General features: G+C 61.9%; 27 protein-coding genes. 12 read left to right on the forward strand and 15 right to left on the reverse strand.

Going from position 1 to position 26,168, the window contains the following annotated elements:
• Positions 1 to 153: 153 nt before the first annotated feature.
• The gene (locus IG168_RS07305) at positions 154 to 414 is read left to right on the forward strand and encodes a hypothetical protein (RefSeq protein ID WP_193163391.1); all 261 of its coding nucleotides are present in this window, start codon (positions 154 to 156) and stop codon (positions 412 to 414) included.
• Complete coding sequence (locus IG168_RS07310; RefSeq protein WP_193163393.1) at positions 395 to 1,003, forward strand: helix-turn-helix domain-containing protein; 609 nt, start codon at positions 395 to 397, stop codon at positions 1,001 to 1,003. The genes IG168_RS07305 and IG168_RS07310 overlap by 20 nt, the downstream gene beginning before the upstream one ends.
• 85 nt (positions 1,004 to 1,088) lie before the next feature.
• On the opposite strand, the gene IG168_RS07315 is transcribed toward IG168_RS07310, so the two are convergent.
• Entirely contained in the window at positions 1,089 to 1,760 is a 672-nt protein-coding gene (locus IG168_RS07315) for a phosphoadenosine phosphosulfate reductase domain-containing protein (protein WP_193163395.1), read from the reverse strand.
• Positions 1,761 to 1,874: 114 nt separating this feature from the next.
• Positions 1,875 to 2,351: a GNAT family N-acetyltransferase gene (locus tag IG168_RS07320; RefSeq protein ID WP_193163397.1), complete on the reverse strand. Its 477-nt coding sequence runs from the start codon at positions 2,349 to 2,351 to the stop codon at positions 1,875 to 1,877.
• 179 nt (positions 2,352 to 2,530) lie between these two features.
• Between IG168_RS07320 and IG168_RS07325 the strand changes: the two genes are divergently transcribed.
• On the forward strand, positions 2,531 to 3,169 hold the full coding sequence (locus tag IG168_RS07325; protein WP_193163399.1) for a DUF2239 family protein: 639 nt from the start codon (positions 2,531 to 2,533) through the stop codon (positions 3,167 to 3,169).
• A 5-nt stretch (positions 3,170 to 3,174) separates the two neighbouring features.
• Positions 3,175 to 3,618, forward strand: a complete 444-nt coding sequence (locus tag IG168_RS07330; protein WP_226876611.1) for a DUF1330 domain-containing protein — start codon at positions 3,175 to 3,177, stop codon at positions 3,616 to 3,618.
• 42 nt (positions 3,619 to 3,660) lie between these two features.
• Here the strand turns inward: IG168_RS07330 and IG168_RS07335 are convergent, their stop codons facing one another.
• Positions 3,661 to 4,836 (reverse strand): class I SAM-dependent rRNA methyltransferase, encoded by a 1,176-nt coding sequence (locus tag IG168_RS07335; protein ID WP_193163403.1) that lies wholly within the window; start codon positions 4,834 to 4,836, stop codon positions 3,661 to 3,663.
• 228 nt (positions 4,837 to 5,064) lie between these two features.
• On the opposite strand from IG168_RS07335, the gene IG168_RS07340 reads away from it, so the two are divergent.
• Both IG168_RS07340 and IG168_RS07345 read left to right on the forward strand, forming a co-directional pair.
• Positions 5,065 to 6,063, forward strand: a complete 999-nt coding sequence (locus IG168_RS07340) for a GlxA family transcriptional regulator (RefSeq protein WP_193163405.1) — start codon at positions 5,065 to 5,067, stop codon at positions 6,061 to 6,063.
• Between the two features lie 31 nt (positions 6,064 to 6,094).
• Positions 6,095 to 6,700, forward strand: a complete 606-nt coding sequence (locus tag IG168_RS07345) for a cytochrome P460 family protein (RefSeq protein WP_193163407.1) — start codon at positions 6,095 to 6,097, stop codon at positions 6,698 to 6,700.
• Between the two features lie 112 nt (positions 6,701 to 6,812).
• Here the strand turns inward: IG168_RS07345 and gmhB are convergent, their stop codons facing one another.
• Genes gmhB through glyQ form a run of 3 tightly spaced genes read right to left on the reverse strand, consistent with a single transcriptional unit; the run spans position 6,813 to position 10,415 of the window.
• The gene (gmhB, locus tag IG168_RS07350; protein WP_193163409.1) at positions 6,813 to 7,361 is read right to left on the reverse strand and encodes a D-glycero-beta-D-manno-heptose 1,7-bisphosphate 7-phosphatase; all 549 of its coding nucleotides are present in this window, start codon (positions 7,359 to 7,361) and stop codon (positions 6,813 to 6,815) included.
• Positions 7,362 to 7,365: 4 nt separating this feature from the next.
• A complete protein-coding gene (gene glyS / locus IG168_RS07355) occupies positions 7,366 to 9,447 on the reverse strand; it encodes a glycine--tRNA ligase subunit beta (RefSeq protein WP_193163411.1) in 2,082 nt (693 codons plus the stop codon).
• On the reverse strand, positions 9,447 to 10,415 hold the full coding sequence (gene glyQ, locus IG168_RS07360; RefSeq protein ID WP_193163413.1) for a glycine--tRNA ligase subunit alpha: 969 nt from the start codon (positions 10,413 to 10,415) through the stop codon (positions 9,447 to 9,449). The genes glyS and glyQ overlap by 1 nt, the downstream gene beginning before the upstream one ends.
• Positions 10,416 to 10,614: 199 nt before the next feature.
• On the opposite strand from glyQ, the gene IG168_RS07365 reads away from it, so the two are divergent.
• The 3 genes from IG168_RS07365 to IG168_RS07375 all read left to right on the forward strand — a co-directional run bounded on the left by IG168_RS07365 (position 10,615) and on the right by IG168_RS07375 (position 12,716).
• A complete protein-coding gene (locus IG168_RS07365; RefSeq protein WP_193163415.1) occupies positions 10,615 to 11,502 on the forward strand; it encodes a lysophospholipid acyltransferase family protein in 888 nt (295 codons plus the stop codon).
• A 68-nt stretch (positions 11,503 to 11,570) separates the two neighbouring features.
• A complete protein-coding gene (locus IG168_RS07370; protein ID WP_193163417.1) occupies positions 11,571 to 11,987 on the forward strand; it encodes a hypothetical protein in 417 nt (138 codons plus the stop codon).
• A gap of 108 nt (positions 11,988 to 12,095) precedes the next feature.
• Entirely contained in the window at positions 12,096 to 12,716 is a 621-nt protein-coding gene (locus tag IG168_RS07375) for a CDP-alcohol phosphatidyltransferase family protein (protein ID WP_193163419.1), read from the forward strand.
• 52 nt (positions 12,717 to 12,768) lie between these two features.
• Here the strand turns inward: IG168_RS07375 and IG168_RS07380 are convergent, their stop codons facing one another.
• The 9 genes from IG168_RS07380 to def form a co-directional block, all read right to left on the reverse strand.
• Entirely contained in the window at positions 12,769 to 13,956 is a 1,188-nt protein-coding gene (locus IG168_RS07380) for an ABC transporter permease (protein WP_193163421.1), read from the reverse strand.
• Between the two features lie 3 nt (positions 13,957 to 13,959).
• Complete coding sequence (locus tag IG168_RS07385; protein ID WP_193163423.1) at positions 13,960 to 15,123, reverse strand: ABC transporter permease; 1,164 nt, start codon at positions 15,121 to 15,123, stop codon at positions 13,960 to 13,962.
• The gene (locus IG168_RS07390; RefSeq protein WP_193163425.1) at positions 15,120 to 15,815 is read right to left on the reverse strand and encodes an ABC transporter ATP-binding protein; all 696 of its coding nucleotides are present in this window, start codon (positions 15,813 to 15,815) and stop codon (positions 15,120 to 15,122) included. The genes IG168_RS07385 and IG168_RS07390 overlap by 4 nt, the downstream gene beginning before the upstream one ends.
• Before the next feature lie 44 nt (positions 15,816 to 15,859).
• Positions 15,860 to 16,915 (reverse strand): efflux RND transporter periplasmic adaptor subunit, encoded by a 1,056-nt coding sequence (locus IG168_RS07395; protein ID WP_193163427.1) that lies wholly within the window; start codon positions 16,913 to 16,915, stop codon positions 15,860 to 15,862.
• A gap of 143 nt (positions 16,916 to 17,058) precedes the next feature.
• Positions 17,059 to 18,510: a TrkH family potassium uptake protein gene (locus tag IG168_RS07400; protein ID WP_193163429.1), complete on the reverse strand. Its 1,452-nt coding sequence runs from the start codon at positions 18,508 to 18,510 to the stop codon at positions 17,059 to 17,061.
• 144 nt (positions 18,511 to 18,654) lie between these two features.
• On the reverse strand, positions 18,655 to 20,040 hold the full coding sequence (gene trkA / locus IG168_RS07405) for a Trk system potassium transporter TrkA (protein WP_193163431.1): 1,386 nt from the start codon (positions 20,038 to 20,040) through the stop codon (positions 18,655 to 18,657).
• A gap of 28 nt (positions 20,041 to 20,068) precedes the next feature.
• Positions 20,069 to 21,376 carry a 16S rRNA (cytosine(967)-C(5))-methyltransferase RsmB gene (gene rsmB / locus IG168_RS07410; RefSeq protein WP_193163433.1) on the reverse strand — a complete coding sequence of 436 codons (1,308 nt, stop codon included), beginning with the start codon at positions 21,374 to 21,376 and terminating at the stop codon, positions 20,069 to 20,071.
• The gene (gene fmt, locus IG168_RS07415) at positions 21,377 to 22,339 is read right to left on the reverse strand and encodes a methionyl-tRNA formyltransferase (protein WP_193163435.1); all 963 of its coding nucleotides are present in this window, start codon (positions 22,337 to 22,339) and stop codon (positions 21,377 to 21,379) included.
• A gap of 64 nt (positions 22,340 to 22,403) precedes the next feature.
• The gene (def, locus tag IG168_RS07420) at positions 22,404 to 22,910 is read right to left on the reverse strand and encodes a peptide deformylase (RefSeq protein ID WP_193163437.1); all 507 of its coding nucleotides are present in this window, start codon (positions 22,908 to 22,910) and stop codon (positions 22,404 to 22,406) included.
• Between the two features lie 182 nt (positions 22,911 to 23,092).
• On the opposite strand from def, the gene IG168_RS07425 reads away from it, so the two are divergent.
• From IG168_RS07425 to purE, 3 genes are all read left to right on the forward strand, one after another.
• Complete coding sequence (locus IG168_RS07425; protein ID WP_193163439.1) at positions 23,093 to 24,163, forward strand: LysM peptidoglycan-binding domain-containing protein; 1,071 nt, start codon at positions 23,093 to 23,095, stop codon at positions 24,161 to 24,163.
• Between the two features lie 81 nt (positions 24,164 to 24,244).
• Positions 24,245 to 25,402 carry a DNA-processing protein DprA gene (gene dprA / locus IG168_RS07430; RefSeq protein WP_193163449.1) on the forward strand — a complete coding sequence of 386 codons (1,158 nt, stop codon included), beginning with the start codon at positions 24,245 to 24,247 and terminating at the stop codon, positions 25,400 to 25,402.
• A 244-nt stretch (positions 25,403 to 25,646) separates the two neighbouring features.
• A complete protein-coding gene (gene purE, locus IG168_RS07435) occupies positions 25,647 to 26,162 on the forward strand; it encodes a 5-(carboxyamino)imidazole ribonucleotide mutase (protein ID WP_193163451.1) in 516 nt (171 codons plus the stop codon).
• Positions 26,163 to 26,168: the final 6 nt, after the last annotated feature.

Here is a 26,168-nt window from a genome sequence, read left to right on the forward strand (position 1 = left end):
CGCTTGCTCACCCCAAAAAAAGGCCGCATCACGCGGCCTTTTTTATTGGGGGTCGAGGGGAATTCCGCGCGATCTACCCAATATTCCGAAATATTCCTGTACCTCCACGTCCGCGCCGCCTAGTTTTGCGAAAAATGACAACGGGAGCCGCCGATGAAAAGCATCACTATTTTTTTGCTGATGGGGATGACAACCGCAGCCATAGCTGAAAGCGACCGCTTCAATTTGCATGTCGAAGACGAGCGGCTTGCCGATGTCTGGCAGCTGGTGGAAAATTTCTGCGACGGCGGAATCCCGACAAAAACCGCCAGCCTGAAGCACCCCAATGCGCGTGTGAATACACAAATGGAGCAGGTAAACTGTAGCGAAGCCTATAAAAAACTGAGAGAGCTGGATGACGGGGCAGGGGAGTAGCCACCAGTTAGGTGAGACGATGAAACTCGCTCGGCTTGAACGGCGCATGAGTCAACGCGCGGTTGCCGAGCAACTCGGTATCCAGCAATCCTACTTATCCAAAGTGGAAACTGACGCGGCAATACCGTCCGTGGATATCCTGCGGAAACTCTGCGATTTCTATGGTGTGAAAACGCATCGTCTGCTGCGCCAACTGGATGGCGTTACGCTGCGCAGGAATGCCGCTTACCGCGCCCATCTACAGTGGGTTGAGCGCCGACAGCAGATAGTTAGCGCGAGTGCCATCGCGTTCCTTGTCGCAATCGCGATTATCACTTCAAGCCTGCTGCGGAATGAGGAAACAGCGTCGCCAATCCATCTACCGGTCACACTGGTCCTGAACGACATCGATGGCGCCGAGGCAATCGATCTCTTTGCAGCCTTTGGCCAGTTGGAAGTTCGAGGGCGCGATCTGGTCAAAGGCAAAACGGTTAGTATCGAGGTCAGGGATATACCCTGGGATCAAGCCTTTGCCGAGCTGTCCGACCGGCTGGGTGTGCGGGCCGAAATTTCCGGCGCATTGGTGGAGTTACACCCAAAGAATGGATAGGGCATGACGAGGCATCCCCGCCTGCTGAAGTCGCAAAAAAACGGCCGTTGCAAGCGGCCGTTATCATTTTAGCGGTGAGGGGCGCTTACTTCTGCAGTAGTAGCCCGCACTCGCGGTGCTCCTCGCCCTTGGTTGGGTCGAAATAGACGTCATTGTCGGGCAGTTCATGCTCGTACACGTACTCCTCCACATCGATCTCTTTCAGGTGGAACATCGGTGCGACGCGAATGATGCCGTGGTTGCCCTTGGTGAAGATATCCAGCGTGCGGCGATGGGCGTTCTGATCGTGGCGGATGCCATTCATCCAAACGTCCGGCTTAAGCTCCTGCATCGCACGGTTGAAGGGTTCCAGCTTCACGGTGCGGGAGAAGAAATCGTGCTCCGGGGTGTCCAGATCGGGAATGCCACCGTGGACGGCGTTGTAGTGCGCCGCGGACATCTTCGGCGAATAGACGTGCAGGTTCAGGTCCAGTCCCTTGATCAGGCCCTCGATGTGGCGATAGGTCTCAGGGGTGTTGTAACCGTGATCCACCCAGATCACCGGAATATCCGGCCTGGCGCGTGTCACCAGGTGCAGGAAGGCGACGGCCAATGGGCGGAAGTTGGTGAAGACCACCGGGTTTGCCGCATTGGCGATGGTGAATTGCATGATCTCGCTGGGCTTGGCACCTTTAAAGCGGGTATTGAGCGCTTCCAGGTCCGCGCCGTGATGGAAAACTGGTTCCGGAATACTGCTGTGGGTAGCGTTGAGTGCCATGTTTCTTCCAAGCCGTAATAATGCTATCTGCCCAGCATGCTACTTGCTCAAGAAACGGCTGAGAAACAATAAAAATAAGTTATAACCAACCTTTTGGTTATATAAGAGGTGCACTCACATCCTTGGAGCCTGGGCGCCTCGAGGGGCGGGGTCATTGGCTGCACTGTAACTCATCAGGATTTCCGCCTGGCCGGCGGCGGGATTCGGCTGCCGTTCGGTTTCGACAAAACCGTGTTGCTGGAGGAAATAGCGGCCGAGTAGATTTTCCTGCAGCAGGCGAGCCTCCAATTGGGGCTGGCTGCGCTTGACCGCCTCCATCAGCGCACTGCCGATACCGTGTCCGGCCTCGGACGGCGTCACGCAGAGAAAGGTGAGGGCGCCGTCCCGGTCCACTGCCGCGAACCCGTCGGCACTGCGGTGCTTTCCCGCCGTATACACCAGACTGCATTCGGATACCTTGCAGCGGCGGCGAAAGTCCCCGAGCCGCGACTGCCAGTAGTGTCGCGGCACCGATGGATGCGCGGTAATCACCGAGTACAGCCAGAGTTGCTCCATGCGCTCCAGATCCGCTCTGCTTGCCTGTCGAATCATGTGATGCACCGTAAGTGAACACTCGCACACAATGCTAGTCCGGACGGGATGGCGATCCTAATGCGCCTGGAAGTGCGATAAGAAGCGCCGCCTGAGCGACAGAATTATTTTACCCGGGTAAAAAATTGAGCTATTTTTACCCGGGTAATAAACTGAACGCTATCGGGAGTAGCGGACTTATGGAAGCATCAACCGGGCGCACCTGTAGCGCCTTTCTCGGCCACCGCTGTATCGCCAGCGGCCCTCTGCACCAGGTTGCAGCCACAGCAAAACGTACACTGGCGGAGGTGGATCTGCAGCAGCTGCTGGTTTTTGACGACTCTGACAGCCGGTCGGTAGAAATCGACTTTCGCGGCTCCGAGCAGGATGTGCTGGCGCGACTCGACGCCGACCGCAGCGCGAACCCAAAGGAAGCGGAAGCCAGCGCAGAAACGGAAAAGCCCCGCGGGCGCGGACGCCCCAAGCTGGGCGTCATCGCACGGGAAGTGACACTGTTGCCACGCCACTGGGATTGGTTGCGCAGCCAACCCGGCGGCGCCTCTGTGGCCCTGCGCAAGCTGGTAGAAGAAGCGCGCCGCGCCAGCCGCGGCCACGACCGGCGCCGCGCGGCACAGGAATCCTGTTACCGCTTTATGATGGCGGTTGCCGGCAACCTGCCGGGACTGGAAGAGGCCACGCGCGCACTGTTCGCTGGCGAGGAAGCCCTGTTCCGCAACGAAATCAGTGCGTGGCCCCAGGACGTGCGGGTGCACTGCGAACGCATCGCCAGCGACACCTTTACCTGCGCACGGAACAGCAGCGGGGTCAGGAGCCAATGAAGCGGATGACACACCTGGCCCCCACCGACGCTTCGGCGGTGGCACTCTTCCGGCGGGAACTGCGCGGCGAGGTGGTGATGCTGAACCTGCTGCGCCTGCGCCAAACCGCCGACTACTCCGCGCATCCTGCTTTGTATCCGCAGACGCCGATCAGCGGCCGCGAGGCGTTTCAGCGCTATATCGACCACACCCTGCCACTGTTGCGGGCCAGCGGCGGCGAACTGCTGTTTCTCGGTGAGGGCGGTGCCTTTTTTATCGGCCCGCAGGATGAGCAGTGGGATCTGGCGATGCTGGTCCGGCAGCGTTCCGTGCAGTCGTTTATCGACTTTGCCACGGACGACGCCTACCTTGCCATCGCCGGCCACCGGGAAGCCGCGCTGGTAGATTCACGTCTGCTGCCGCTGCAGGCGACCGGGAATGGTTTGTCTGCAGATTCAGTCCGCCGGTAACTCCGGCGGACTGATATGCCGACGCGAACGGGCGACTCTCGGTCACTGCAGGTGCACGAAATGGGCCTTCAGATAGCGGGTTTCGGGAATGGCCAGGTGCACCGGATGGTCCGCCCCCTGGCCGCCACTGGCAAGCAGTGACGCGCGGCGTCCCTGGTGGTGGGCCGCCCCGCGCACACAGTCGAGCAGCTCGTCTGCCTCCAGGTGCATAGAGCAGGAAGCACTCACTAACAGCCCACCCGGCGCCAACAGGCGAATCGCCAGTTCGTTGATATGGCGATAGGCAGCGAGCCCCGCCTTGTGGTCCTTGCGCCGCTTGATGAATGCGGGCGGATCCAGCACGACAATATCGAAGCGCTCGCGGGCATCGAGCAGCGTTTTCATGACGTCGAGCGCCTTGCCGCGCTCGGTGTGCAGCCGCTCCTCGACATTGTTATGCGCCGCATTGGCGCGGCACCAGTCCAGTGCCTGTTCGGACGCGTCCACACAGGTGACGTCACTCGCGCCACGCACCAGTGCCTGCACGCCCCAGCCGCCGGCATAGGAAAAAAGATCCAGTACCCGCTTGCCCGCTACCCACTGGTTCAGGCGTGCACGGTTATCGCGGTGGTCGTAAAACCAGCCGGTTTTCTGCCCGCGGTGTACCGGCGCCAACAGCGGTACGCCGTTTTCCTCAAACGGCGCCATCTCCGGAACCTCACCGAATACCACTTCATTGACCGCCGGCATGTCTTCGACGCCGCGGCCCTGGTGGTCGTTGCGCAGCAGTATGCCTTTAGGAGACACCAGCTCCCGCAGCTTGTCGATCACAACATCGAGTTGTTGCTCCATGCCCCAGTTGCTGACCTGAACCACCAGGTAATCGCCAAAGCGATCCACCACCAGTCCCGGCAACCAGTCCGAATCGCCGTAAATCAACCGGTAACTGGGATGACCGAAATAGCGCTCGCGCATGGCCAGTGCAGTCTGTAAGCGCTCACTGATCAGCGCCTCATCGAGGGGACCGGCGCGGGAAACCAGGCGTCCGCAGATCAGCTGACTCGGATTGACGAAGGCGGTGCCGAGCGCCTTGCCGCGGCTGTCGACAATTTCGCACTGGCTGCCGGGCTCGATCCCTTTGAGCGGCGAGCGCTTGGTATCCACCTCGTTGCTGTATATCCACAGATGGCCGCGTTTAAGGCGACGTTCGGCGCCGCGATTCAAAAACAGCTGTGACAAAGGCTGATCTCCATGACTGTAAAAGGCACCCCGCCAATTGGTGAGAGGCGTGCCGGGGCCGCCATTGTGCGCGCCCGCGCCGCCCGGTCAAGCGCGGCGTCGCGCGGCCGCTGAGCGGTAGGTAGCCTTTGACTATCCGCAGTACTACTGCCTCGATGAATTTGTGCTGGCAGTTTTTGCTGCCATTCTGTCGTTTCTGCCGTCGTCACTTTATGAAAAACTTTACCCATGCCACCCGAGTTCTCCAATACAGCCGCGTCGCGCACTGTCGCGATGGTGATTTACAGCGGCGCCCAGTGTCTGGATGTCACCGGTCCCCTCGAGGTCTTCTCCCTCGCCAATCGACAGTTGTGCGATATGGGACGGACCGACCGCGATGTCTACAGCATAGAACTGCTCGCCGACGCTCCGGGCCCGATCGCGACCTCCTCCGGGATCCGCCTCACTGCCGACCGCGCTTTCCGCGACGCCGACAATATTCATACGCTGCTGGTATGCGGGGGAACGGATGAAGCCTCCGCCCGACAGCGAGCCAACCGGGAACTGATCGACTGGCTCACTGATTCTGCGGCCAGGGTCGAGCGGCTAGGCTCCATCTGCAACGGTGCCCTGATCCTCGCCGAGACCGGACTGCTGAACGGGCGCCGCGCCACCACTCACTGGATGGATGTTGCCGAGCTGCAGGGTTACGACGGCGTCGATGTCGACGGCGATGCCATCTATATCCGCGATGGCAATTTTTACAGCTCTGCCGGCATTACTTCGGGCATCGATCTCGCACTCGCCCTGGTGGAGGCAGACTTTGGCAAACCGTTGGCGCTGGCGATCGCCCGGCGCCTGGTTTTGTACCTGAAACGGGACGGCGGCCAGCGCCAGTACAGTTCCTATCTCTCGAGCCAGGTGGCGAGTGACCGCTTTGCCGAACTGGTTGCGTGGGTCTACGCCAATCTCGAGCAACCGCTGGACGTTGACAGCCTGGCACGACGTGTAGCCATGAGCCCGCGCAATTTCGCCCGCCACTTTACCGCCGAGCTCGGTCTGACCCCGGCAAAATTTGTCGAGCGGGCGCGCGCGGAGAAGGCGCGGCAATTGCTCGCCGAAAAAAATCTGCCCCAGGCAAAAGTCGCCGCCCTGTGCGGATTTCAATCCCAGGAACAATTGCGCCGAGCCTTTAAGCGCCAGCTCGGTGTGCTGCCCGATGACTACCGCAAGCGCTTCAATCGCTAGCGAACGACAATAAAAGAAGAGGGAACTTTCGATGTCAGCAAAAAAATCATCCGCTGCCTTTGCCATCGCGGCGATCCTTGCAGTGCTGTACGCCGTCCCCGGTGTCAGCGAATCGCTGGACAATGGCCTTACCGCCGCGCGGTTCGATGCCGCGGAAAAACTGCAGCGGCCGGATAACCTGGATGAGTGGATTTTTCTCGGCGCCGTCGTCGGACACGGCTATCCGAACAGCGAAGAGCGGCAGTTCAGTGCCGACAGCCCCGGCATGATCCAGGTAGTCCAGATGGAGCCGGCAGCCTATCGCTATCTAAAACAGCACGGTAAATACGCCGACGGCACCATGCTGGCGCTGTCTTTCTACAACACACAGCAAAAACCGCAGCCGGAAGTGGATGGCATCGTACAGGGCGAGCTGGCCAGTTTTGAAATTCATTTGCTGGACAAACAGAAGTTCACGGACCGCAGCGCGTTTTATGTTTTTCCCAATGACAAAGACGCGATAGCGATGATACCCGCGGGGAATAACTGCGTGTCCTGCCACAAGGAAGATGGCGCTTACGACGCAACTTTCGCCCAGTTCTATCCGCAACTGTGCGACAGACTGTTGGCCGGCGCTTTACATGCCGCTGCCAAATAGAGTGTCTTGAGCAGCGCTGCTCCGGCGATACGATTTTTTCGCTTTACGTGAAAGGCAGGGTGCTGGACGCGCACGATACGGAAAACCAGTGCAGTAGGCTCGCCCGATAAACTCAGCGCAAAATAAAGTTGGCGAATTGCGCCAGGTCGTCGAAAACCGCCGTTGTCGCCAGCGCGGGATCGGGGTTTTCGATCAACTGATTGAGAGTCTGCGCACCGGCACCGGTTTTGACCAGTGCGGGTTTGCAGCCTTTGGACCGTGCTGCGTGCAGATCCTTCAACTTGTCGCCGACCATGTAACAGTCGTGCAGGCTGGTATCGAACTCCGCCTCGATGGCATCGAGCAAACCGGTTTTCGGTTTGCGACAGCGACAGTCATCAGCGGGGCCGTGGGGACAGTAGAAGATGGCGGCGATCTCGCCGCCGGCATCTTCCACCAGTGCGCGCATCTTGGCGTGCATGGCCTCCAGGTCGTCCAGGTCGAACAGGCCTCGAGCGAGGCCGCTCTGATTGGTGGCTACCACCAGCTGGTAGCCGGCGCGGCTCAAGTCCGCCATGGCGTCGATGCTGCCCGGGAGCGGAATCCACTCGTCGACATTCTTTATGTAGTCGGCGGAGTCATAGTTGATGACGCCGTCCCGGTCCAGCACGATGATGGTCATGGGCTTATTTCGCCGGCACCAGCAGCGAGATATCCGCCACTTCCAGGAACAGTGCGCGCAGCTGCGCCAGCAGCGCGAGGCGGTTGTTGCGCAGCTGCTCGTCGTCCGCCATGACCATGACGTGATCGAAGAAGCTGTCGACGGTTTGGCGCAGACCCGCGAGGCCGGCGAGCCCCTCGGTATAACAGGCATCGTCGTAGAGCGGTTGCACCTGCACCTGGGCATCTTTCACCGCTGCGTAGAGCGCCTTTTCCGCATCTTCCTGCAACAGGCTTTCGTCGACTACGGTCGGCGCCGGGCCGTCCAGCTTGGCCAGAATATTCGACACCCGCTTGTTCGCTGCGGCGAGGGCTTCGGCTTCGGGCAACTGGCTGAACGCGTGCACTGCGTGCACCCGGTTGTCGATATCCAGCGGGCGGGACAGTTTGCGCGCGGCCACGGCCATGAACACCTCGGTAGCAATGCCCTGGTCTTCGTAGCGGGCGCGGAAACGCTCGAGAATGTAATTCAGCGCGTCATCGACAACGCTGTTGTACTCACCCAGCGCGGTGCGCGGGTAATTGTCACGGGCCTTTTCCAGCAGCTCGCGCAGGTCCAGGTCAAGCTGCTTCTCTACCAAAAGGCGGATTACACCCAGGCTGGCACGGCGCAGTGCAAATGGATCGCGCGAACCGCTGGGCGGCTGGCCGATACCGAAAATACCGACGAGGGTATCGAGACGATCCGCCAGGGCGATCACGGTACCGGTGTCGCTCTTCGGCAATTCGTCGCCGGCGAACTTGGGCATGTACTGCTCGTACATCGCCTTGGCTACCTCAAGCGGTTCCTTGTCGTTTTCCGCATAGTAGTAACCGGCGATCCCCTGCATATCGGCGAACTCGAACACCATTTCGGTGACCAGGTCCGATTTGCACAGTTTCGCCGCGCGTTCGGCCCACTGGGTATTGGCGCCGGTCAGCGCGGCGATCTTCGGAGCCAGCGCAGCGAGGCGCTCGGTCTTGTCGTACACGGTGCCGAGCTTCTGCTGGAAGATCACGGTTTTCAGCTTTTCGCGGCGCGCTTCCAGGCTGGTTTTCTTGTCCGTCTCGAAGAAGAAGGCGGCGTCGGCCAGGCGCGGGCGGATCACCCGTTCGTTGCCGTGAATTACCTGGGCCGCGTCTTTGCTTTCGATGTTGGCCACGGTAATAAAGAAGGGCAGCAGCTGCCCGTCGCCGTCCACCACGTGGAAATATTTCTGGTGCTCCTTCATCGACGAGATCAGCGCCTCGGCGGGCACTTCGAGGAAACGCTCCTCGAAACGGCCGGTAAGCGCCACCGGCCACTCGACCAGGGCGGTGACTTCGTCGAGCAGGTCGTCGTCGATCACTGCTTCGCCGTTGACGTTGTGGGCTTCGGCGGTGACCTGATCGCGGATCGCCTCGCGGCGTGCGTCGAAATCTACGATCACATAGCCCGGGTCGCGCAGGTGCTGCACGTAGTCGTGGGCGGAGTGGATTTCCAGTTCCTGGTCGCAGTGGAAGCGGTGGCCGCGGCTGATTTTGCCGGCCTTCAGGCCGAGAACCTCGGCATCCACCACGTCGTTGCCGAACAGCATCAACAGCCAGTGCACCGGGCGCACGAATTCCTCGCGGCGCGCCCCCCAGCGCATGCGTTTCGGGATCGGCAACTGGGCCAGGGATTTTTCCACGATCCCGCCCAGCAGCGTGCTGGTGGCGGCGCCTTTCTGTTCGCTGACAAACGCAAGGCGCTCGCCCTTGTCGGTATCGACTTTGGACAGCTGCTCGACGGTCACGCCGTTGCTGCGCGCGAAGCCCTCGGCGGCCTTGCTCGGGTTGCCGTCCTTGTCGTAGGCGGCTTTGACGGCCGGACCGAGCTTCTCGATCTGCTTGTCCTGCTGCTTTTCCGCTAGGCCGGCGACGACAACCGCAAGGCGGCGCGGTGCGGCATAGGCCTTGATATCGGCGAAATCCAGTTCGGCGGCTTTCAGCCCCTGCGCGATACCATCGGCAAAGGCGTCCATGAGTTTGCGCAGCGCTTTCGGGGGCAGCTCTTCGGTGCCCAGTTCAACCAGAAAATCCTGCGCCATTACTGCTTCTCCTCTTGCTTGGACTGCTGTTCCGGCTCTTCGGCCAGAATTTCGCGGCGTAGTTCCTCGGCGGCCAGCGGGAAACCGAGCGCGCGTCGCGTGTCGTAGTAGGCCTGGGCCACTGAACGGGCGAGGGTGCGCACGCGCAGGATATAGCGCTGGCGCTCGGTGACCGAGATGGCGTGGCGCGCATCCAGCAGATTGAATGCGTGGGATGCCTTCATGACCTGCTCGTAGGCCGGCAGCGGCAGGCCCAGCTCGATCAGGCGGCCGCTCTCGCGCTCGCAGTGATCGAAGGTGTTGAACAGGAACTCAACGTCCGCGTGTTCGAAGTTGTAGTGGGACATCTCCACTTCGTTCTGGTGGAAGACATCGCCGTAGGTGACCGGGCTGCCGTCCGGGTTGCGGGTCCACACCAGGTCGTAGATGGACTCGACGCCCTGCAGGTACATGGCGATCCGCTCCAGGCCGTAGGTGATCTCGCCGGTGACCGGGTAGCACTCGATACCGCCCACCTGCTGGAAGTAGGTGAACTGGGTGACTTCCATGCCGTTCAGCCACACTTCCCAGCCGAGGCCCCAGGCGCCGAGGGTGGGGGATTCCCAGTTGTCTTCGACGAAGCGGATATCGTGCACGGCCGGGTCCACGCCCATGGCGCGCAGGCTGTCCAGATACAGGTCCTGGATGTTGTCCGGCGACGGCTTCATGACCACCTGATACTGGTAGTAGTGCTGCAGGCGGTTCGGGTTCTCGCCGTAGCGGCCGTCGGTGGGGCGGCGGCAGGGCTGCACATAGGCGGCGTTCCAGGTCTCGGGGCCGATGGCGCGCAGGAATGTGGCCGGGTGAAAGGTGCCGGCGCCCACTTCCATATCCAGAGGCTGTAGAATGACGCACCCTTGGCGCGCCCAGTAATCCTGCAGGGCAAAGATCAATCCCTGAAAGGTGCTGAGGTCGTATTGCTTGGACACCGCTATCTCCGGATATGTTGTGTTCGTTGCCGCCGCCGCGCCAGTGTGGACCGGCGGCAGCGGGCAAAGGGACGCAATTATAGCGGCAGCGGGTGGCGCACTAAAGGCGCCACGGCCGCCATCTCTGTGATTCCGTCGCCATACTGAAGGAGTCGGGAACGGGTTGCCGCTATCGGATCTCGTATAGGAAGTTGTTGCTTTGGATATCAAAGGCTGGCTCGCGGCCACTGCATTGAAATTAATGGGTAAGTTGCCTCTGCGCTGGTCGCGCCGCTGCGGCCGGGTGATCGGCCGCATCGCGGTACTGACGGGCAGCGAAAGCCTGCGTGTCAGCCGTATCAACCTGGAGATCTGCTACCCGGGTATGGATCCGGCCGAGCGCGAGGGGCTGGCGCGGCGCAGTGTCGTCGAGACGGCCATCGCCGGATGCGAGGTGGCGACCATCTGGCACCAGCCGTGGAGCCGCAGCGAGGACCAGATAATCCGGGTGCGCAACCAGCAGCTGCTGTGCAACGAAATACAGGATGACCGCGGCGTTCTGGTCCTGATGCCCCATACCGGCAACTGGGAAATCTTCGGCATGTACTTGGCGACACTGGGGTCGTCGACCGCGCTCTACGCGCCGCCAAAGATCGCCGCGCTCGACCCGATCATTCGCGCCGGTCGCGAAGCCACCGGTGTGCAGATGGTGCCCACCAATGTGCACGGCGTGCGCGCGCTGCTGAAGGCTTTGAAAGCCGGGGGCATCGTGATGGTCCTGCCAGACCAGGAACCGGATTCCAGCGGCGGCGATTTTGCCCCATTTTTTGGCAAACCGGCACTGACTATGACGCTCGTCCACAACCTGCAGCAGCGCACCGGCTGTCGCTGTGTGTTCGGTTTCGGCAAGCGCGTCGAAGGTGGATTCGAGCTGGTCTTCCTCCCCGCCGAACAGGCTATCTACAGCGAAGAGACCAAGGTATCGCTCGCGGCGATGAACCGCGGCGTCGAGGCATGCATCGCCGAGGCGCCGGAACAGTACCAGTGGGAGTACAAGCGCTTCCGCCGCCAGCCAGAGGGCAAGAGCCGCATCTACCGCAAACAGTAGCGGGGCTTGCCACCTTCACCACTGAGGTGCTGCTAGGCTGGGTGCAAGTGAACGATCGGAGTAGCGGTATGCACAAGGCGCCCAACCTGCTGGCGCAGATGGCCGTGTTTGCGGCCATCGGCATCGCTTACAGCAACACCATTGTTATCCTCTGGGGCTATCTGGCGCAGCACAACCCGTTGTTCCAGTGGATGCTGGCGCACCTGGCCGGTACCGGCTGGTTCTATCCGGCGGTGTGGCTTCAGGATTTCATCGCCTACCTGATGCTGTACCTGCCCCTGGCACTGTTAATATTTCGCGTCGCACCGGGCCGCCGGCTGCTGCTTCTCGCGGCCGCAGTATTGCCGTATTTTGTCTTTCAGAACTGGCCCCTTTTCTCCGCAGCGGGTTTTTCCTTTGCACCGGGTTACCTGCTCGGCTGGATACTGGAGCTGGCGGTGCTGCCGGTGGCGCTGCTGCTGATCTCGCGATTTCGCCGCGCCTAGGGCCGGGCCCCGGGGTGGAATTGCCGGCCGGGTGACTGCAAGTGCCCGGTCAACTTAACTCTATCCACTAAAATTCCACGACAGTCACCGAATAATCGGAAGCCGCAGGTGCCCGAACAGAAGCAACCCGAGCCGCCATCCCGCTGGCGCCATCTGCCGAATGTCCTTTCTGGGCTGCGCATCGCGTCGATCCCGCTGATTATCTGGCTGGCGCTGAAGCACGACTCGATGCCAGCATTGATCGTATTTCTCGCCGCCGCGCTCACCGATGCGCTGGATGGATTTGTCGCGCGCCGCTATCACTGGGAGACCCATTTCGGCGCGCTCCTCGACGCCATCGCCGACAAACTGTTTGTTCTCTGCCTGATGCCACTGTTGTGGTATTACGGAGGGGTAGTCACCGTCTACTCGGTTCTGGTAATCATGCGCTACAGTCTCGACCTCAGCGTGTTGCCGATCCTCGTGGCGTGGCTGAAGCGACGGTTCAAGGTGGCGCTGCGACCGGCACGGCGGTTAGCCATCGGGGTGGCCTTTCTGGTCCTCGGGCTGGGCTTTTTGCAGCAAGTGGCGATTGAATGGGTGCCGAACTACACCCTGCGCGGCAATGTGATCGACAACCTGATCACGGTTGCCAGCTCGGCCGGTTGCCTGCTCGAGGCGTGGATACTGGTGACTTTTGTGCCGCGCTACTGGCGCGTGGCGCGGGGCAAGCAAGATACGCTGGACTGACGCTGCTCCCGGCATCGGATCCGGGAACAGCGTTCCGGCACAATCGATCGCGTCAGGTTGTCTGCCGGAAGGCGACGATTACCGGCAGGCGCGCCGCACGCCAGGCGGGGAAAAACCCGCTGACGAAACCGATAACCAGCGCCAGCATTGCGCCCTGTACGAAAAGCTCCGGCGACATCTCGAAGCGGAACACCACCTGGGTAAAGCTGCCGCCGAGGGTGGAGGCGTTGAGGCCGTCGAAGAACAGAAACGCGGCGGCGGAGCCGAGCAGGCCGCCGGCAATCGCCAGCACCAGCGCCTCGGCAATGGTGCCGCAGAAGGCGGAAAAATTGCTGAAACCCAGCGCGCGCAGTGTGGCGATTTCCCGGGCGCGGTCGGCCACCGAGGTATACATGGTGTTGAGCGCGCCGGCCAGAGCGCCCAGCGCCATGATAAAGCTGATCACCCGGCCGAAAATGGCCATGTACTGCAACTGTTTGCCCTGACTGGTGAAGTAGGCCTTCTCGGTCTGCACATCCAGATTCAGGCGCGGGTCGGCGTCAATGCCCTGCTGCAGCGGTTGCAGATCTCCGGGCTTTTGCAGCTGCACGCGGATCGTCTGGAAACTGCTGCCGCGGTTGTAATGACTCTGGATGACCTTGGCATCCGCCCACAGCTCGCTCTCGAACACATTGCCGCCGGTAGAGAAGGCACCCACCACTCTCCAGGTGTTCTTGCCGAAGCGCACTTCACTGCCGACATCGAAGCCGTCGAATTCCCGCAGTACCCCCTCGCCGACGATCAGCTCGTTGGTACCCGGCGTAAAGCTGCGTCCGCGGGTCAGCTGCACATTCCCGCGCAGTGCCATACCGCGGCTATCGAGTCCGCGCAGGGGAATATTGGCCTCGGTACCGGTGGATTTCTTGATGCCGTCCACGATGACATACAGCTCCGGTGAAACCACCGGCCCATCCTTGTCGCTGGCGATACCCGGCAGGTCTTCCACCAGGTTGACCTGGTCGCGTGTGACGACGCTATTCAGCTCCGCCGCCGCACCCTCGCGCATCAGCATCGCGACGCGGTCGGAGCCGGCACTGCTCATGGTGGTTTCAAAGCCCTTGGCCATGGCGAGGAAAGCGAGCAGTATCGCCACCACTACCGCCGAGGCCAGTACCATCGCCAGCGACATCCACAGGCGCCGGGGCAGGCTGCGGATATTCATCACCGTGACGGTGGCGATTTGAGAAATTAGAGATCCCATTGTTCACGCCCCTCCGCGGTTAAACGCTGTGACGATGTTCAAACGCAGCGCATTGAACGCCGGCAGCAAGCCGGTGACCAATCCCAGCAGCAACATAAAGCCGACCGCCTGCGCGACGATATCCCCGCCCATGACCAGGTTGGGCAGGAACTGGGCCATGGCTGCCTTGGCGCCCTCGATCAGCAAATGCGCCGCCCCGAGGCCGGCGAGACCGCCGATCAGTGCGATCAGCAACGATTCCCCCAGCACCATTTTGAAAATGCGCGGACTGGAGAAACCGAGGGTTTTCAGTACGGCGATTTCACCGGTGCGCTCGCGCACCGCCAGCGCCATGGTATTGCCCACCACCACCAGGATGGTGAAAAACGCCATAAACACCACGCCGAAAATAATCAGGCCGATATTGCCGACCTGTTCGATAAACGCCTTGCTGAAAGCCTTTTCCGTGCTGGTGTCGGTCTCGAAGGCGGAGTTGGCAAAAGTCTCATCGATTTTTTTCGCCACCTGTTCGTTCAGGGACGGATCCTCGGTGGTCAGCACCAGCCAGCCGATATTGTCGCCACCGAAGGTCTGCGTTTCCTGGAAATACTTGTAATGGAAAACCATGTAACCGGTATCGTACTGCTCGGTGTTGCCGGTAAAGATGCCGTCGATAACGAAATCCCAGGTGTGGCCGCCGTCCTTGTGAGAAAAAATATTCGACGAGACCGGGATCTTGTCGCCGATTTTCCAGCCGTACAACTTCGCCAGTTTTTCTCCAACCAGCATGCCCTGGCGGTCGCGCAGCCAGGCCTGCTTCTGTTGCGGATCGACCACGACTTCCGGATAGACGCGCAGGTAGGATTCCGGATCCACCGCCATCACCACCAGCTGTTTTTTCGGGTCCTGGTAGTAACCGCCGAACCAGTTTGCGTGGGTCACATTTTTAACGCCGTCCATCGCCGCTACCTTGCGGAAGTAGGCAATGGGCAGTGGCACGGTGAAATTGATGCGGTTGACCACCATCAGCCGGTTGTCGGCGGCCAGGTCGATGCCGGAATCCATCGCGCTCTTCAGTGTGGTGACCGCGCCGTAAATCAGGAAGGCGATAAAAATGGCAAAACAGGTGAGGAAAAGCCGCAGCGGTTTCCTCGTCATATTTTTGTAAATTAGGTAGAGATCGTTCATGCCGCCACTTCCCTCTGCACGAACTTGCCCTTGTCGAGATGCACGGTCTTTTTCGCATAACTCGCAGCGGCGGGGTCGTGCGTCACCATGACGATGGTCTTGCCGTGATCCTGGTTGAGCAGCTGCAGCATTTCGAGAATTTCATCGGCGGTTTTGCGGTCGAGATCACCAGTGGGTTCGTCACACAGTATCAGTTGCGGATCGGAGACGATGGCGCGGGCAATGGCCACACGCTGTTGCTGGCCGCCGGACATTTCGCTGGGCATGTGTTTGGCGCGGTCATTGAGGCCCACCAGGGTCAGCGCGGTTTCCACGTTCGCGCGTCGCTGGGCTTTGGAGAGATTGGTCAACAGCAGCGGAAGTTCCACATTGCGCGCGGCGTTGAGCATCGGCATCAGGTTATAGAACTGGAAAATAAAACCGATATTGTGTGCTCGCCAGCGGGTCAGCTGACTTTCCTTGAAGCGGTCGATGCGCTCGCCGTTAAACCAGATTTCCCCGCCGGTGGGCTGGTCGACACCGCCGAGCATGTTCAGCAGCGTCGTCTTGCCGGAACCGGATGGCCCCATGATGGCGAGGAACTCGCCGCGGTTGATGGTCATATCGAGGTCGTCAAAAATAGATATCTCTTCCTTGCCTTTGACGAAACTCTTGCTGACTCCCTTGAGTTGAAACAGTACTTCTTCTGACATCACCAATTCCCTCCGGATTTCTCAGTCTTTGTAATCTGGTATTTTTACTCGCCCACCATTGATGGTTCCTGCGGCAGGAAGGCGACCTTAACTCCCATGTCGGGCAGTATGCGCGCGTCGGTCGAGTCGATGCCGATGCGCACGCGCACGGTCGCTTTGGCGCGATCGGCGGTCGGAATGATGGCCACCACGGTGGCGGGGATATCCCAGTCGGGATAGGCGTCCAGGTTCGCGCGCACTTTCTGCCCGGTAGCGACACGGCCGATAAAGGCCTCGTTGACGTCCACTTCAATTTCCAGCGAATCCATATCGACGATGGTGCAGATCCCGGTGCGGGTAAATCCACCACCGGCGGAACTGGGGGCGACGATTTCACCGGGCTGGGCATTTTTCTGCGTGACCACACCGGCGAAGGGCGCGCGAATTGTGTGGTCAAGGAGCTGCTCGCGCTGGCGCTGCACCTCCAGCTTTGCCACCCGGATATCCGCCTGTGCGCTGGCCAGCTGCGCCTGCAGGTTCTCCTCGTTGGCCTCACTCTGGGTCAGCTGCGCGCGGCTCGAATAGTGCTTGTCGATGAGGTCGGCGTAGCGCACCTTTTGGCGGCGCGCCTCGCCGAGATTGGCGGAGATGCTGCCGAGCCGCGCCTGCAGTACCTGTACCTGGGCCTGGGCCAGTTGGAGGTTGACCCGCGCCTTGGCATCGTCCAGCCGCGCGAGTACCTGTCCCTCGCTGACGCGCATTCCCTCCTCGACATCGACGCTGGTGATCAGGCCCATGACTTGCGCGGAAACGGTGGCCATGCGCCGTGCGGTGATATATCCGGAGGCGTTGAGTACCGCTTCGCGCTGCTCGACGCTGAACGTCGCGGTTTCGGCCGGTGCGGGAATAGTTGCTGTGGTATTCGCCGCCGGTTCGGGCGCGGCCGCCGCGGGCGCGGTATCGTCGGCCAGCAGGGCACTGATCAGGACGCTGGCGATGGCGCCGACGGCGGCACCGAGGGCTGCCGCCAGTAGTGTGCGCCGATAGGGCGCGGTGGGTGGAGGTGGCGCGTCGCGATCAATTTTCAGCTGACCGAGCAGCTCGCTGGTATCTCTGGTCATACAGCCCTGACTCTTATTATTACTTCCTGTATCGGGCTACTTTGGCAGAAAAATTGCGCGCTGACTATCGCACGCGGGCCTTGCCCACGGCGCATTCAGGGTACGCCGCATCGCGCGGCCGGTGGAATTGGCGGGCAATAATATTAATGGCGCCAGAATGCCGGCGTCAGCAGTACCAGCAGGGTGAAAATTTCCAGGCGGCCCAGCAGCATGGCCAGGATCAGGAACCACTTGGCGCGTTCGTCGAGTCCGCCGTAGTGGGCGGCGGCATCGCCGAGGGCCGGGCCGATATTGCTGAGACAGGACGCGACCGTGGAGAAGGCGGTCTCGAAATTTTCCCCGCAGGCCATGACGGCCACCGTGAGCACAAAGAACGACAGGATATAAACTGCGAAAAAGCCCCACACCGCATCGGTCACCCGCTCGGGAATGATCTTGCGGTTCACCTTGATCGGAATCACCGCGTTCGCGTGCACCAGGCGGTTCAGTTCGCGCAGACCGGATTTCATGATCAGCATCACCCGCACAGCCTTGATGCCGCCGGATGTGGAGCCGGCACAGGCACCCATGATGCCGACCATGATCAGCACGTAGGGCAGGAAGGCTGGCCACTTGGAGAAGTTCTCCGAGGCGAAACCTGCCGTAGTGCCGATGGAGACCACCTGGAAGACGCCGTGCAGCACACTCTTCTCCATATTGAAGGTGCCGGACATCCACAGGTAGCCGACGATCAGCACACAGGCACTCAGCGTCATCATGATGTAGAAGCGGAACTCGGAGTCGCGCCAGTAGTGGCTCAGGCTGCGGTTGCGGAAGGCGAAGAAGTGCAGGCTGAAGTTGATGCCCGCCAGCAGCATGAAAATGATGCTCACCACCATGATCGCGTGGTTGTTGGCAAAGAAGCCCATGCTCGCGTCGTGGGTGGAGAAGCCGCCATTGGCGACCGTGGCAAAGGCGTGGCAGACCGCATCGAACAGGGTCATACCGGCGGCCCAGTAACCGAGGGTACACAGCGTGGTAATGGCGATATAGATCACCATCAGCGCCCGCGCCGTTTCCGCGATGCGCGGCGTCAGTTTGGTGTCCTTCACCGGGCCCGGGACCTCGGCCTTGTACAGCTGCATACCACCGATACCGAGCATCGGCAGGATGGCCAGGGCGATCACGATCACGCCAATACCGCCAAACCACTGCAGTTGCCCACGGTAGTAGAGGATGGCCGGCGGCAGGTCGTCGAGCCCGGTAATTACCGTGGCACCGGTGGTGGTCATGCCGGAAATGGATTCGAAGATGGCGTCGGTGACGTGCAGGTGCGGCTGGGTGCTGATAATAAAGGGCAGGGCGCCGAAACAGCCGAGAATCAGCCAGAACAGAGACGTCACCACGAAGCCGTCACGAGTGCGCAGTTCCTGATGCAGGTCATGCACCGGCAGCCACATAAACAGACCCGTAATCAGGGTAATGACAAAGGCGGCGCTGAACGCGGTGTGAGTGTTGTCGCCGTACCACAAGGACACGCCGATTGGCGGCAACAGTGTCAGGCTGAACACTGTCAGAAGAATTCCGAAAACTCGCGCAATTACTGCTATCCGCATCGGCGCCAATCAGCCTGTTATTAAAATATTCAGTTATACCGGCGGGCATCGGCCCGCCCGGCACTTGGATTCTTTACACGGGTCGCTGCCAAGCGGTGGCAAAGCGTTGCTTCGCGCCCGGCATTAAATTCCGCCGATGCGGCACTAGAAAAAACCGAACCCCACCTGGAACAGCTGTTCCACGTGCCGCGTATGGCGGCGGTCGACCAGGAAAACGATCACGTGATCGTTGGTTTCCACCACCACGTCGTCGTGGGCGATCAGCACTTCGCTGCCGCTGTCCGTCTCGCGCACGATGGCGCCGATCGCGGCGCCCTCCGGCAGGTCGATATCCTCGATCTTGCGTCCCACCACCTTGGAGGTGCGGTTGTCGCCGTGGGCGATCACCTCAATGGCCTCGGCGGCGCCGCGGCGCAGCGAGTGGACGTTCACCATGTCGCCGCGGCGCACATGGGTGAGCAGGCTGCCGATGGTGTTCTGCTGCGGCGAGATGGCGATATCGATTTCGCCACCCTGCACCAGTTCCACGTAGGCCGGGTTGTTGATCAGGGTCATCACCTTGCGCGCGCCGAGGCGCTTGGCCAGCAGCGACGACATGATGTTGGCTTCGTCGTCGTTGGTCAGTGCGAGGAACACATCGGTGTCCTCGATGTTCTCTTCCAGCAGCAGGTCCTGATCCGAGGCGCTGCCGTGCAACACGATGGCGTTGGACAGTTCTTCCGACAGGAACAGGCAGCGCGCGTGACTCTGCTCGATGAGTTTGACCGAGTAGCGGCTTTCCAGTTTGTGCGCGAGGCGCAGACCGATGTTGCCACCGCCGGCAATGGTGATGCGCTTGTAACCCTGCTCCAGCCGGCGCAGCTCGCTCATCACCGCGCGGATATCGGCGCGGGCGGCAATAAAGAACACCTCGTCGCCGGCCTCGATGACAGTGTCGCCCTGGGGAATGATCGGGCTGTTGCGGCGGTAAATCGCCGCCACGCGGGTATCGACCTTGGGCATATGCTGGCGCAGGTAGCGCAGCTGGTGGCCCACCAGGGGCCCGCCCTGAATCGCGCGCACGGCGACCAGCTGCACGCGGCCATCGGCAAAATCGAGCACCTGCAGTGCCCCCGGGTGCTCCATCAGGCGCGCGATATATTCCGACACCAGCTGCTCGGGGCTGATCAGTACGTCGATCGGAATGGCCTGGGTGTCGAACAGCTGCGGGTATTGCAGGTAGGAGGCGGCGCGCACGCGGGCGATCTTGGTGGGCACGCGAAACAGCGAGTGGGCGATCTGGCAGGCCGCCATATTGGTTTCGTCGTTGTTGGTCACCGCGACGACAATATCGGCGTCTTCAATTCCGGCGTCGAGAAGGATATCCGGGTGGGAGGCGTGGCCGGCGACAATACCGATATCGAGACGGTCGCGCAGCTCGCGCAGGGTTTTCTCGTTGCTGTCCACGAGCACAATGTCGTTGCGCTCAGAGGCCAGGCTTTCCGCCAGCGATCCGCCCACCTGGCCGGCACCGAGAATAATAATTTTCATAACAGTTTGGGCTCGCGGCCGTTACCGCTTATTCCGTCTTGTTCAGCAGAGCGTAGTAGAAACCGTCGCCGCCTTCGGGATCGGGAAATATCTGCATCCCCACCGACTGCGGTTCTCCCCAGTGCGCGCCGCCCAGCAATTGCGGGGTATTGTCGCTCGCATCCTCGGTCTCCGCAACGAAGCGCGCTACCACCTCGGCATTTTCCGCCGGCAGGATCGAACAGGTGGCGTACAGCAGGGTGCCGCCGGATTTCAGCATTTGCCACTGTGCGCGCAGGATTTTGCCCTGCAACTGCGCCAGTTCGCCGATATCGGATTCCCGCCGCAGCAGCTTGATATCCGGGTTGCGGCGGATCACGCCGGTGGCGGAGCAGGGGGCGTCGAGGAGGATGCGGTCGTAGGGCGTGCCGTCCCACCAGGCGTCGGTTTCCACCGCGTCCGCGCAGATCAGCTCGGCCTCGGCACCGGTGCGGGCCAGATTTTCCGCCACGCGCTCGAGGCGGTCCTCGTCAATATCCAGCGCCGCGAGGTGGATATCCGGCTGCTGTTCCAGCAGGTGGCAGCTCTTGCCGCCGGGTGCGGCGCAGGCGTCCAGCACCCGCTCGCCGGCTGCCGGCGCCAGCAGCAGCGCCGCCAGCTGTGCGGATTCGTCCTGCACGCTGACGAGCCCGTCGTCGAAACCGGGCAGCTCGGTCACCGCGCGGGCCTCTTCCAGCGCGATGCCGACCGGCGAAATAGCACTGGCCTTTGCCGGGATTTCCGCTGCGGCCAGCGTCTGCAGGTACTCGTCGCGGGAGACCCGGGCGCTGTTTACCCGCAGTGTCATCGGCGGATTGGCGTTGTTGGCGCGGAAGATATCACCGGCGCGCTCCGGCCAGGCGGCCTTGATCCGCTGTTGCAGCCACGCCGGGTGCATGGAACTGAACTGCGGGTTGCCGGACAGCTTGCGCTGAAGTTGCTCGCGATTGCGCTGCGCGTTGCGCAGCACACCGTTGATCAGGCCGGTGGCGCGGTCCAGTTCGAGGACGCGGGCGGCGTTGACGGTGGCAGAAATGGCCGCGTGATCGGGAATGCGGGTGTATTCCAGCTGGTACAGGCCGAGCAGGATCAGCGCTTCGACTTCGGCATCTGCCGGCTTCTTGCGCAGCAGTTTGCCCGCCAGCAGCTGCAATCGTGGCGCGGTGCGCGCGCCGCCATAGCAGAGTTCCCGCAGCAGGCCGCGGTCGCGCTCGTCGACATTGGCCTCGGCGCGCGGCAGCAACCGCGCGAGCGAACCCTGCCCGGCGAGCAGGGAAGTCAAAACCTGCGCCGCCTGGGCGCGGACGTCGTTGTTCATTTATGCACCCAGCTGCACACCGGGCGCAAACAGCTCCCGGTAGCCCTTGAGGATTTCTTCAGCCGGCAGCGCCTTCTTGCCGGGCAGCTGCAGCAATTGCAGGCGCAGTGCCTCGCGGCCACAGGCGACCAGGATGCCCTCGGCATCGGCGCCGAGAATGGTGCCGGGTGCGTCGCTGTGGCAGCCGCGTTCCAGCTGCGCACTGTATACGCGCAGGCGCTGTTCACCCTTGCTGTCGCTATAGGTGGTCCAGCAGACCGGGAAGGGATTGAAAGCGCGGATCTGGCGCTCCAGTTCCACCGCGGGGCGCTGCCAGTCGAGACGCGCTTCATCCTTGGTTATTTTAGCGGCGTAATTGGCGGCGCTGTCATCCTGCGCCTGCGGAGCCGCACTGCCCGCCGCCAACTGGGCCAGGGCCTCGAGCAGTGCGGGGCCACCGAGTTCGGCGAGTTTATCGTGCAGGCTGCCACCGGTTTCCCGCGCAGTGATAGTGCAGCGGCGTTCGGTCAGGACCGGGCCGGTATCCAGGCCGGCCTCCATCTGCATGATGGCGACCCCGCTCTCGGCATCGCCCGCCTCGATGGCGCGCTGGATCGGCGCCGCGCCGCGCCAGCGCGGCAGCAGCGATGCGTGTACGTTGACGCAGCCGAGGCGCGGGGTATCGAGTACCGCCTGCGGCAGGATCAGGCCGTAGGCCACAACCACCATGATATCGGCGCCGAGGACAGCGAGTTCCGCCTGCGCGGCATCGTCGCGCAGTGACTGCGGCTGGTAGACGGGGATGTCGTGCTGCTGCGCCAGCTGCTTCACCGGACTGGCCAGCAGTTTCTTGCCCCGCCCGGCGGGGCGGTCGGGCTGGGTGTAGACGGCGATGACGCGGTGCTCGCTGTCGAGCAGCGCCTGCAGGTGTACGGCGGCAAAGTCCGGCGTGCCGGCGAAGATGATGTTCAATGGCTGGGTCATAAGTTCGGTGCGGATCAGCCGCCGGGTCGGCCGGCGGCGGTCATCGGAATATTGCGGCAGTGGATCAGGCGCGCTGGCGGTGGGCCTTCTCCAGTTTGGTGCGAATGCGCTTGCGCTTCAGCGGCGAGATGTAGTCGACGAACAGTTTGCCGTCGAGATGATCCACCTCGTGCTGGATGCACACGGCCAGCAGGCCCTCTGCCTCCATGGCGAAAGTCTCGCCTTCCCGGTCCAGCGCCTTGACGCGCACTTTGCGCGGACGCTCCACGGTTTCGTAGAAACCGGGTACCGACAGGCAACCCTCGTCGTACTGGTGAATGTCCTCTTCCAGCACTTCGATTTGCGGATTGATGAACACCAGAGGCTCGCTCTGGTCCTCGGAAACGTCGATCACCACGATACGCTGGTGCACGTTGACCTGGGTGGCGGCGAGGCCGACACCGGGGGCTTCGTACATGGTTTCGAACATGTCATCGACCAGCTGGCGCAGCTCATCTGTGACTTCGGCGACGGGTTTCGCTACCTGGCGCAGACGCGGATCGGGGAATTCAAGGATCTCAAGTTTGGCCATAACACCTGTGACAAACTTCTAGTATTCGTGGAACTTGCGCTGATAACATAATGATCGCGCTCAATATTTGCCGATTGGAGTCTTTTGTTCTAACGGCGTCGGCCAATTGCAAAAGACACCGGCCACTGACCCAGCGGCCCGGCGCTGTGAATTATAGCGATAAAGAGCATAGGAATGCTTCCATGAAAAAAATTATTCTGGCCGCTGCCGCAATGCTGGTGGTGACCTTTGGCATTCACGCGCAGGACCAGGTGCGCCTCAATCCCAATCACCCGGATGTCTACGTGGTGCAGAAGGGCGACACCCTGTGGGATATTTCGGGCAAGTTCCTCGCCCAGCCCTGGTACTGGCCGGAGATCTGGCAGGTCAATCCACAGGTAGAAAACCCCCACCTGATTTATCCCGGTGACCGCCTGCGCCTCGTCTATATCGAGGGCCAACCACAGTTGCACCTGGAGCGCGGCCCGCGCCCCTACAAACTGACCCCGGCCGCCGACAGCAGCAGCCTGCATCCGCAGGTGCGCCGCGAAGCTGTCGGCGAAGCGATTCCGACGGTGCCGCTGGAGGCGATCAACGCCTTCCTGTCCCGCACACGCATCGTTGCGCCCGACGCGTTCAAGGGTACGCCCTATGTAATTTCCGGCGCCGACCAGCGCATTCTCAACGGCGCGGGCGACACGATTTATGTGCGCGGCGATTTTCACGAGCCGCTGGCCTCCTACGGCATCTACCGCCCAGGTGAGGTTTACCAGGACCCCTATACCGGCGAAGTGCTGGGTATGAAGGCGCTGGATGTGGGCTCCGCCGACCTGTATCAGCTGGATCCGGATCGCCGCCAGGACTTTGCCGTGGCCACCATGGAAGTCACCCGGGTTGCCCGCGAAGTGCGCCTGGAAGACCGCCTGCTGCCCGCCGAGGAGCGAGCGGTTTCCGCGCTGTTCCAGCCGGGTTCGCCGGCGGTGCCGGTGGACGGCGTGATCATGGGCGTGGACGAGGGTGTCACCCAGATCGGCAAGTACGATGTCGTCGCCATCAACCGCGGCGAGCGCGAGGGCCTGCAACCGGGCCACGTGCTGGCGATCTACAAGCGCGGTGCCACCGTGCGCGACAACATCGAGCGGGAAAACGTCAAGCTGCCGGACGAGCGCGCCGGCTTGCTGATGGTGTTCCGCACCTTCGAGAAAATGAGCCTGGCCCTGGTACTGGATGCCGACCGGCCGCTCGAAGTTATGGATTTGGTACGCAATCCGTAAGCGCACTGTCCGAATTATCCGGCGGACCAGGATGTTTGGTCCGCCAACGCTTCAGAAAAATCGAATTTCACGGTAAATCGCATGGATGCGCTCACCGCCACGCTGGCACTCCTGCGGCTGGAGGGCGTCGGCCCCGCCCGCTTCTGGCAGCTCTTCGAACACTTCGGCAATGCCGTCCTGGCGCTGCAGAACCTCCCCGAGACCCTGTTGCACAAACTGCCCGAGCGCGCTCGGCAGCAGTGGCACGACTACGCGCGCCGTGAGGCCAACAGCGAACTGATCAACTGGGCCCTGGCCGAGCAGGAGCGCTGCGCCGCCTCTGGCGTGCAGTTACTGCTGTGCGGCAGCGCCGAATTTCCCCCGCTGCTCGCGCAGGTATCGCGCCCGCCGCCGCTGCTGTATTTGCGCGGCCCCATCGATCCGCTGCACCTGCCGCAGATCGCGATCGTTGGGGCGCGCCGCGCCAGCCGTGGCGGTCTCGACAATGCGCGCGCCTTTGCCGCGGATCTCGCCCGCGCCGGTTTCGCAATCACATCCGGCCTGGCCCTGGGCGTGGATGCCGCCGCCCACCGTGGCGCCCTTGATGGCGGTGGCGCCACTATCGCCGTGCTCGGCAGTGCGGTGGACCGGCTCTACCCGCGGCGCAATGCCGCGCTGGCGGAAGAGATCGTCGCCAGTGGCGGTGCGATCGTGAGTGAACTGCCGCCGGGCAGCGGCGCCGAGGCGGCGAACTTCCCGCGCCGCAACCGCATCATCAGCGGCCTGTCTCTCGGCGTGCTGCTGGTGGAGGCAGCGCTGCGCTCAGGCTCACTGATCACTGCGCGGCTGGCGCTGGAGCAGAACCGCGAGGTGTTTGCGATACCCGGCTCCATTCACAACCCGCTCGCCCGCGGTTGCCACCGCATGATCCGCGACGGCGCCGCGCTGGTGGAGACCAGCGCCGATATCGTTGCGGAACTGGGCGGCCTGCTGGCACGACCGGGCGACAGCGCGAAAGTGCCGGGCGAGGAGACGGGCCCGGTATCCCCGCTCCCGCAAGAGCCGGGAGCCCGCGCCCTGATAGCCGCGCTGGGCGGAGACCCGCGCACGATGGAGCAGCTGGCGCGGGACACCGGTGAAGGTGCCGGTGAACTGATGGCCGCGTTGTTGCAGATGGAACTGGCGGGGCTGGTGGAGCAGGTGCCCGGCGGCTACCAGCTGACGCCGCGCGGCGCCGGCTACTTGCAGCCGCAGGACTGATTGTATCCGGGCGCCAGCGCAAGAATGCACCTGCTTAAGAATGAGCACACGTTCCCGCGCAACGGGTCGACGCATTCCGCTGTACTAGATTGAATAAGGGGTAATCAGATTGCAGATGTTTGCCACGGCGGGACGGCGGAGGTGACTGCGACCTTGCGCGACAGCCTCTTCCGCCTTGTTTGGACGGCAACAATTCGATAGATTGCCGCGACTTTCCCGTATCGACAGCGCAATGAGAGTTCCAGTGAGCAAGCCTTTTGTCGCCATACTAATTGGGTCTGACTCCGATCTGCCGGTAATGGAAGCGGCCTTCGGCGTACTGGATAAGTTCGACATTCCGTTTGAAGTAAAAATCACTTCCGCCCAGCGGACCCCGCAGAATACCCACGACTATGTGACCGACGCCGACAAGCGCGGTTGTGTCGCGTTCATTTGTGCCGATGGTATGGCCGCACACCTGGCCGGTGCCGTGTCCGCCGTCACCCTGAAGCCGGTAATCGGCGTGCCGATCAGCGCTTCCCTGGAAGGCCTGGATGCTCTGCTGTCCACCGTGCAGATGCCCGGTGGTAACCCGGTAGCGACCGTGGCCATCGGCAAGGTTGGCGCCAGGAACGCCGCTTACCTGGCCGCGCAGATCATCGGCTCTGCCGATGCCGAGATGCACCGGAAACTTGTGGATGAGCGTGACGCCAACGCCGCAGCGATCATCGCCAAGGACGCGCAATTGCAGAAAGACCTGCAACAGCGCAAAGCCAAATAAGACGGC

It is taken from the genome of Microbulbifer hainanensis (genome assembly GCF_014904735.1).
Lineage (GTDB): Bacteria > Pseudomonadota > Gammaproteobacteria > Pseudomonadales > Cellvibrionaceae > Microbulbifer > Microbulbifer hainanensis.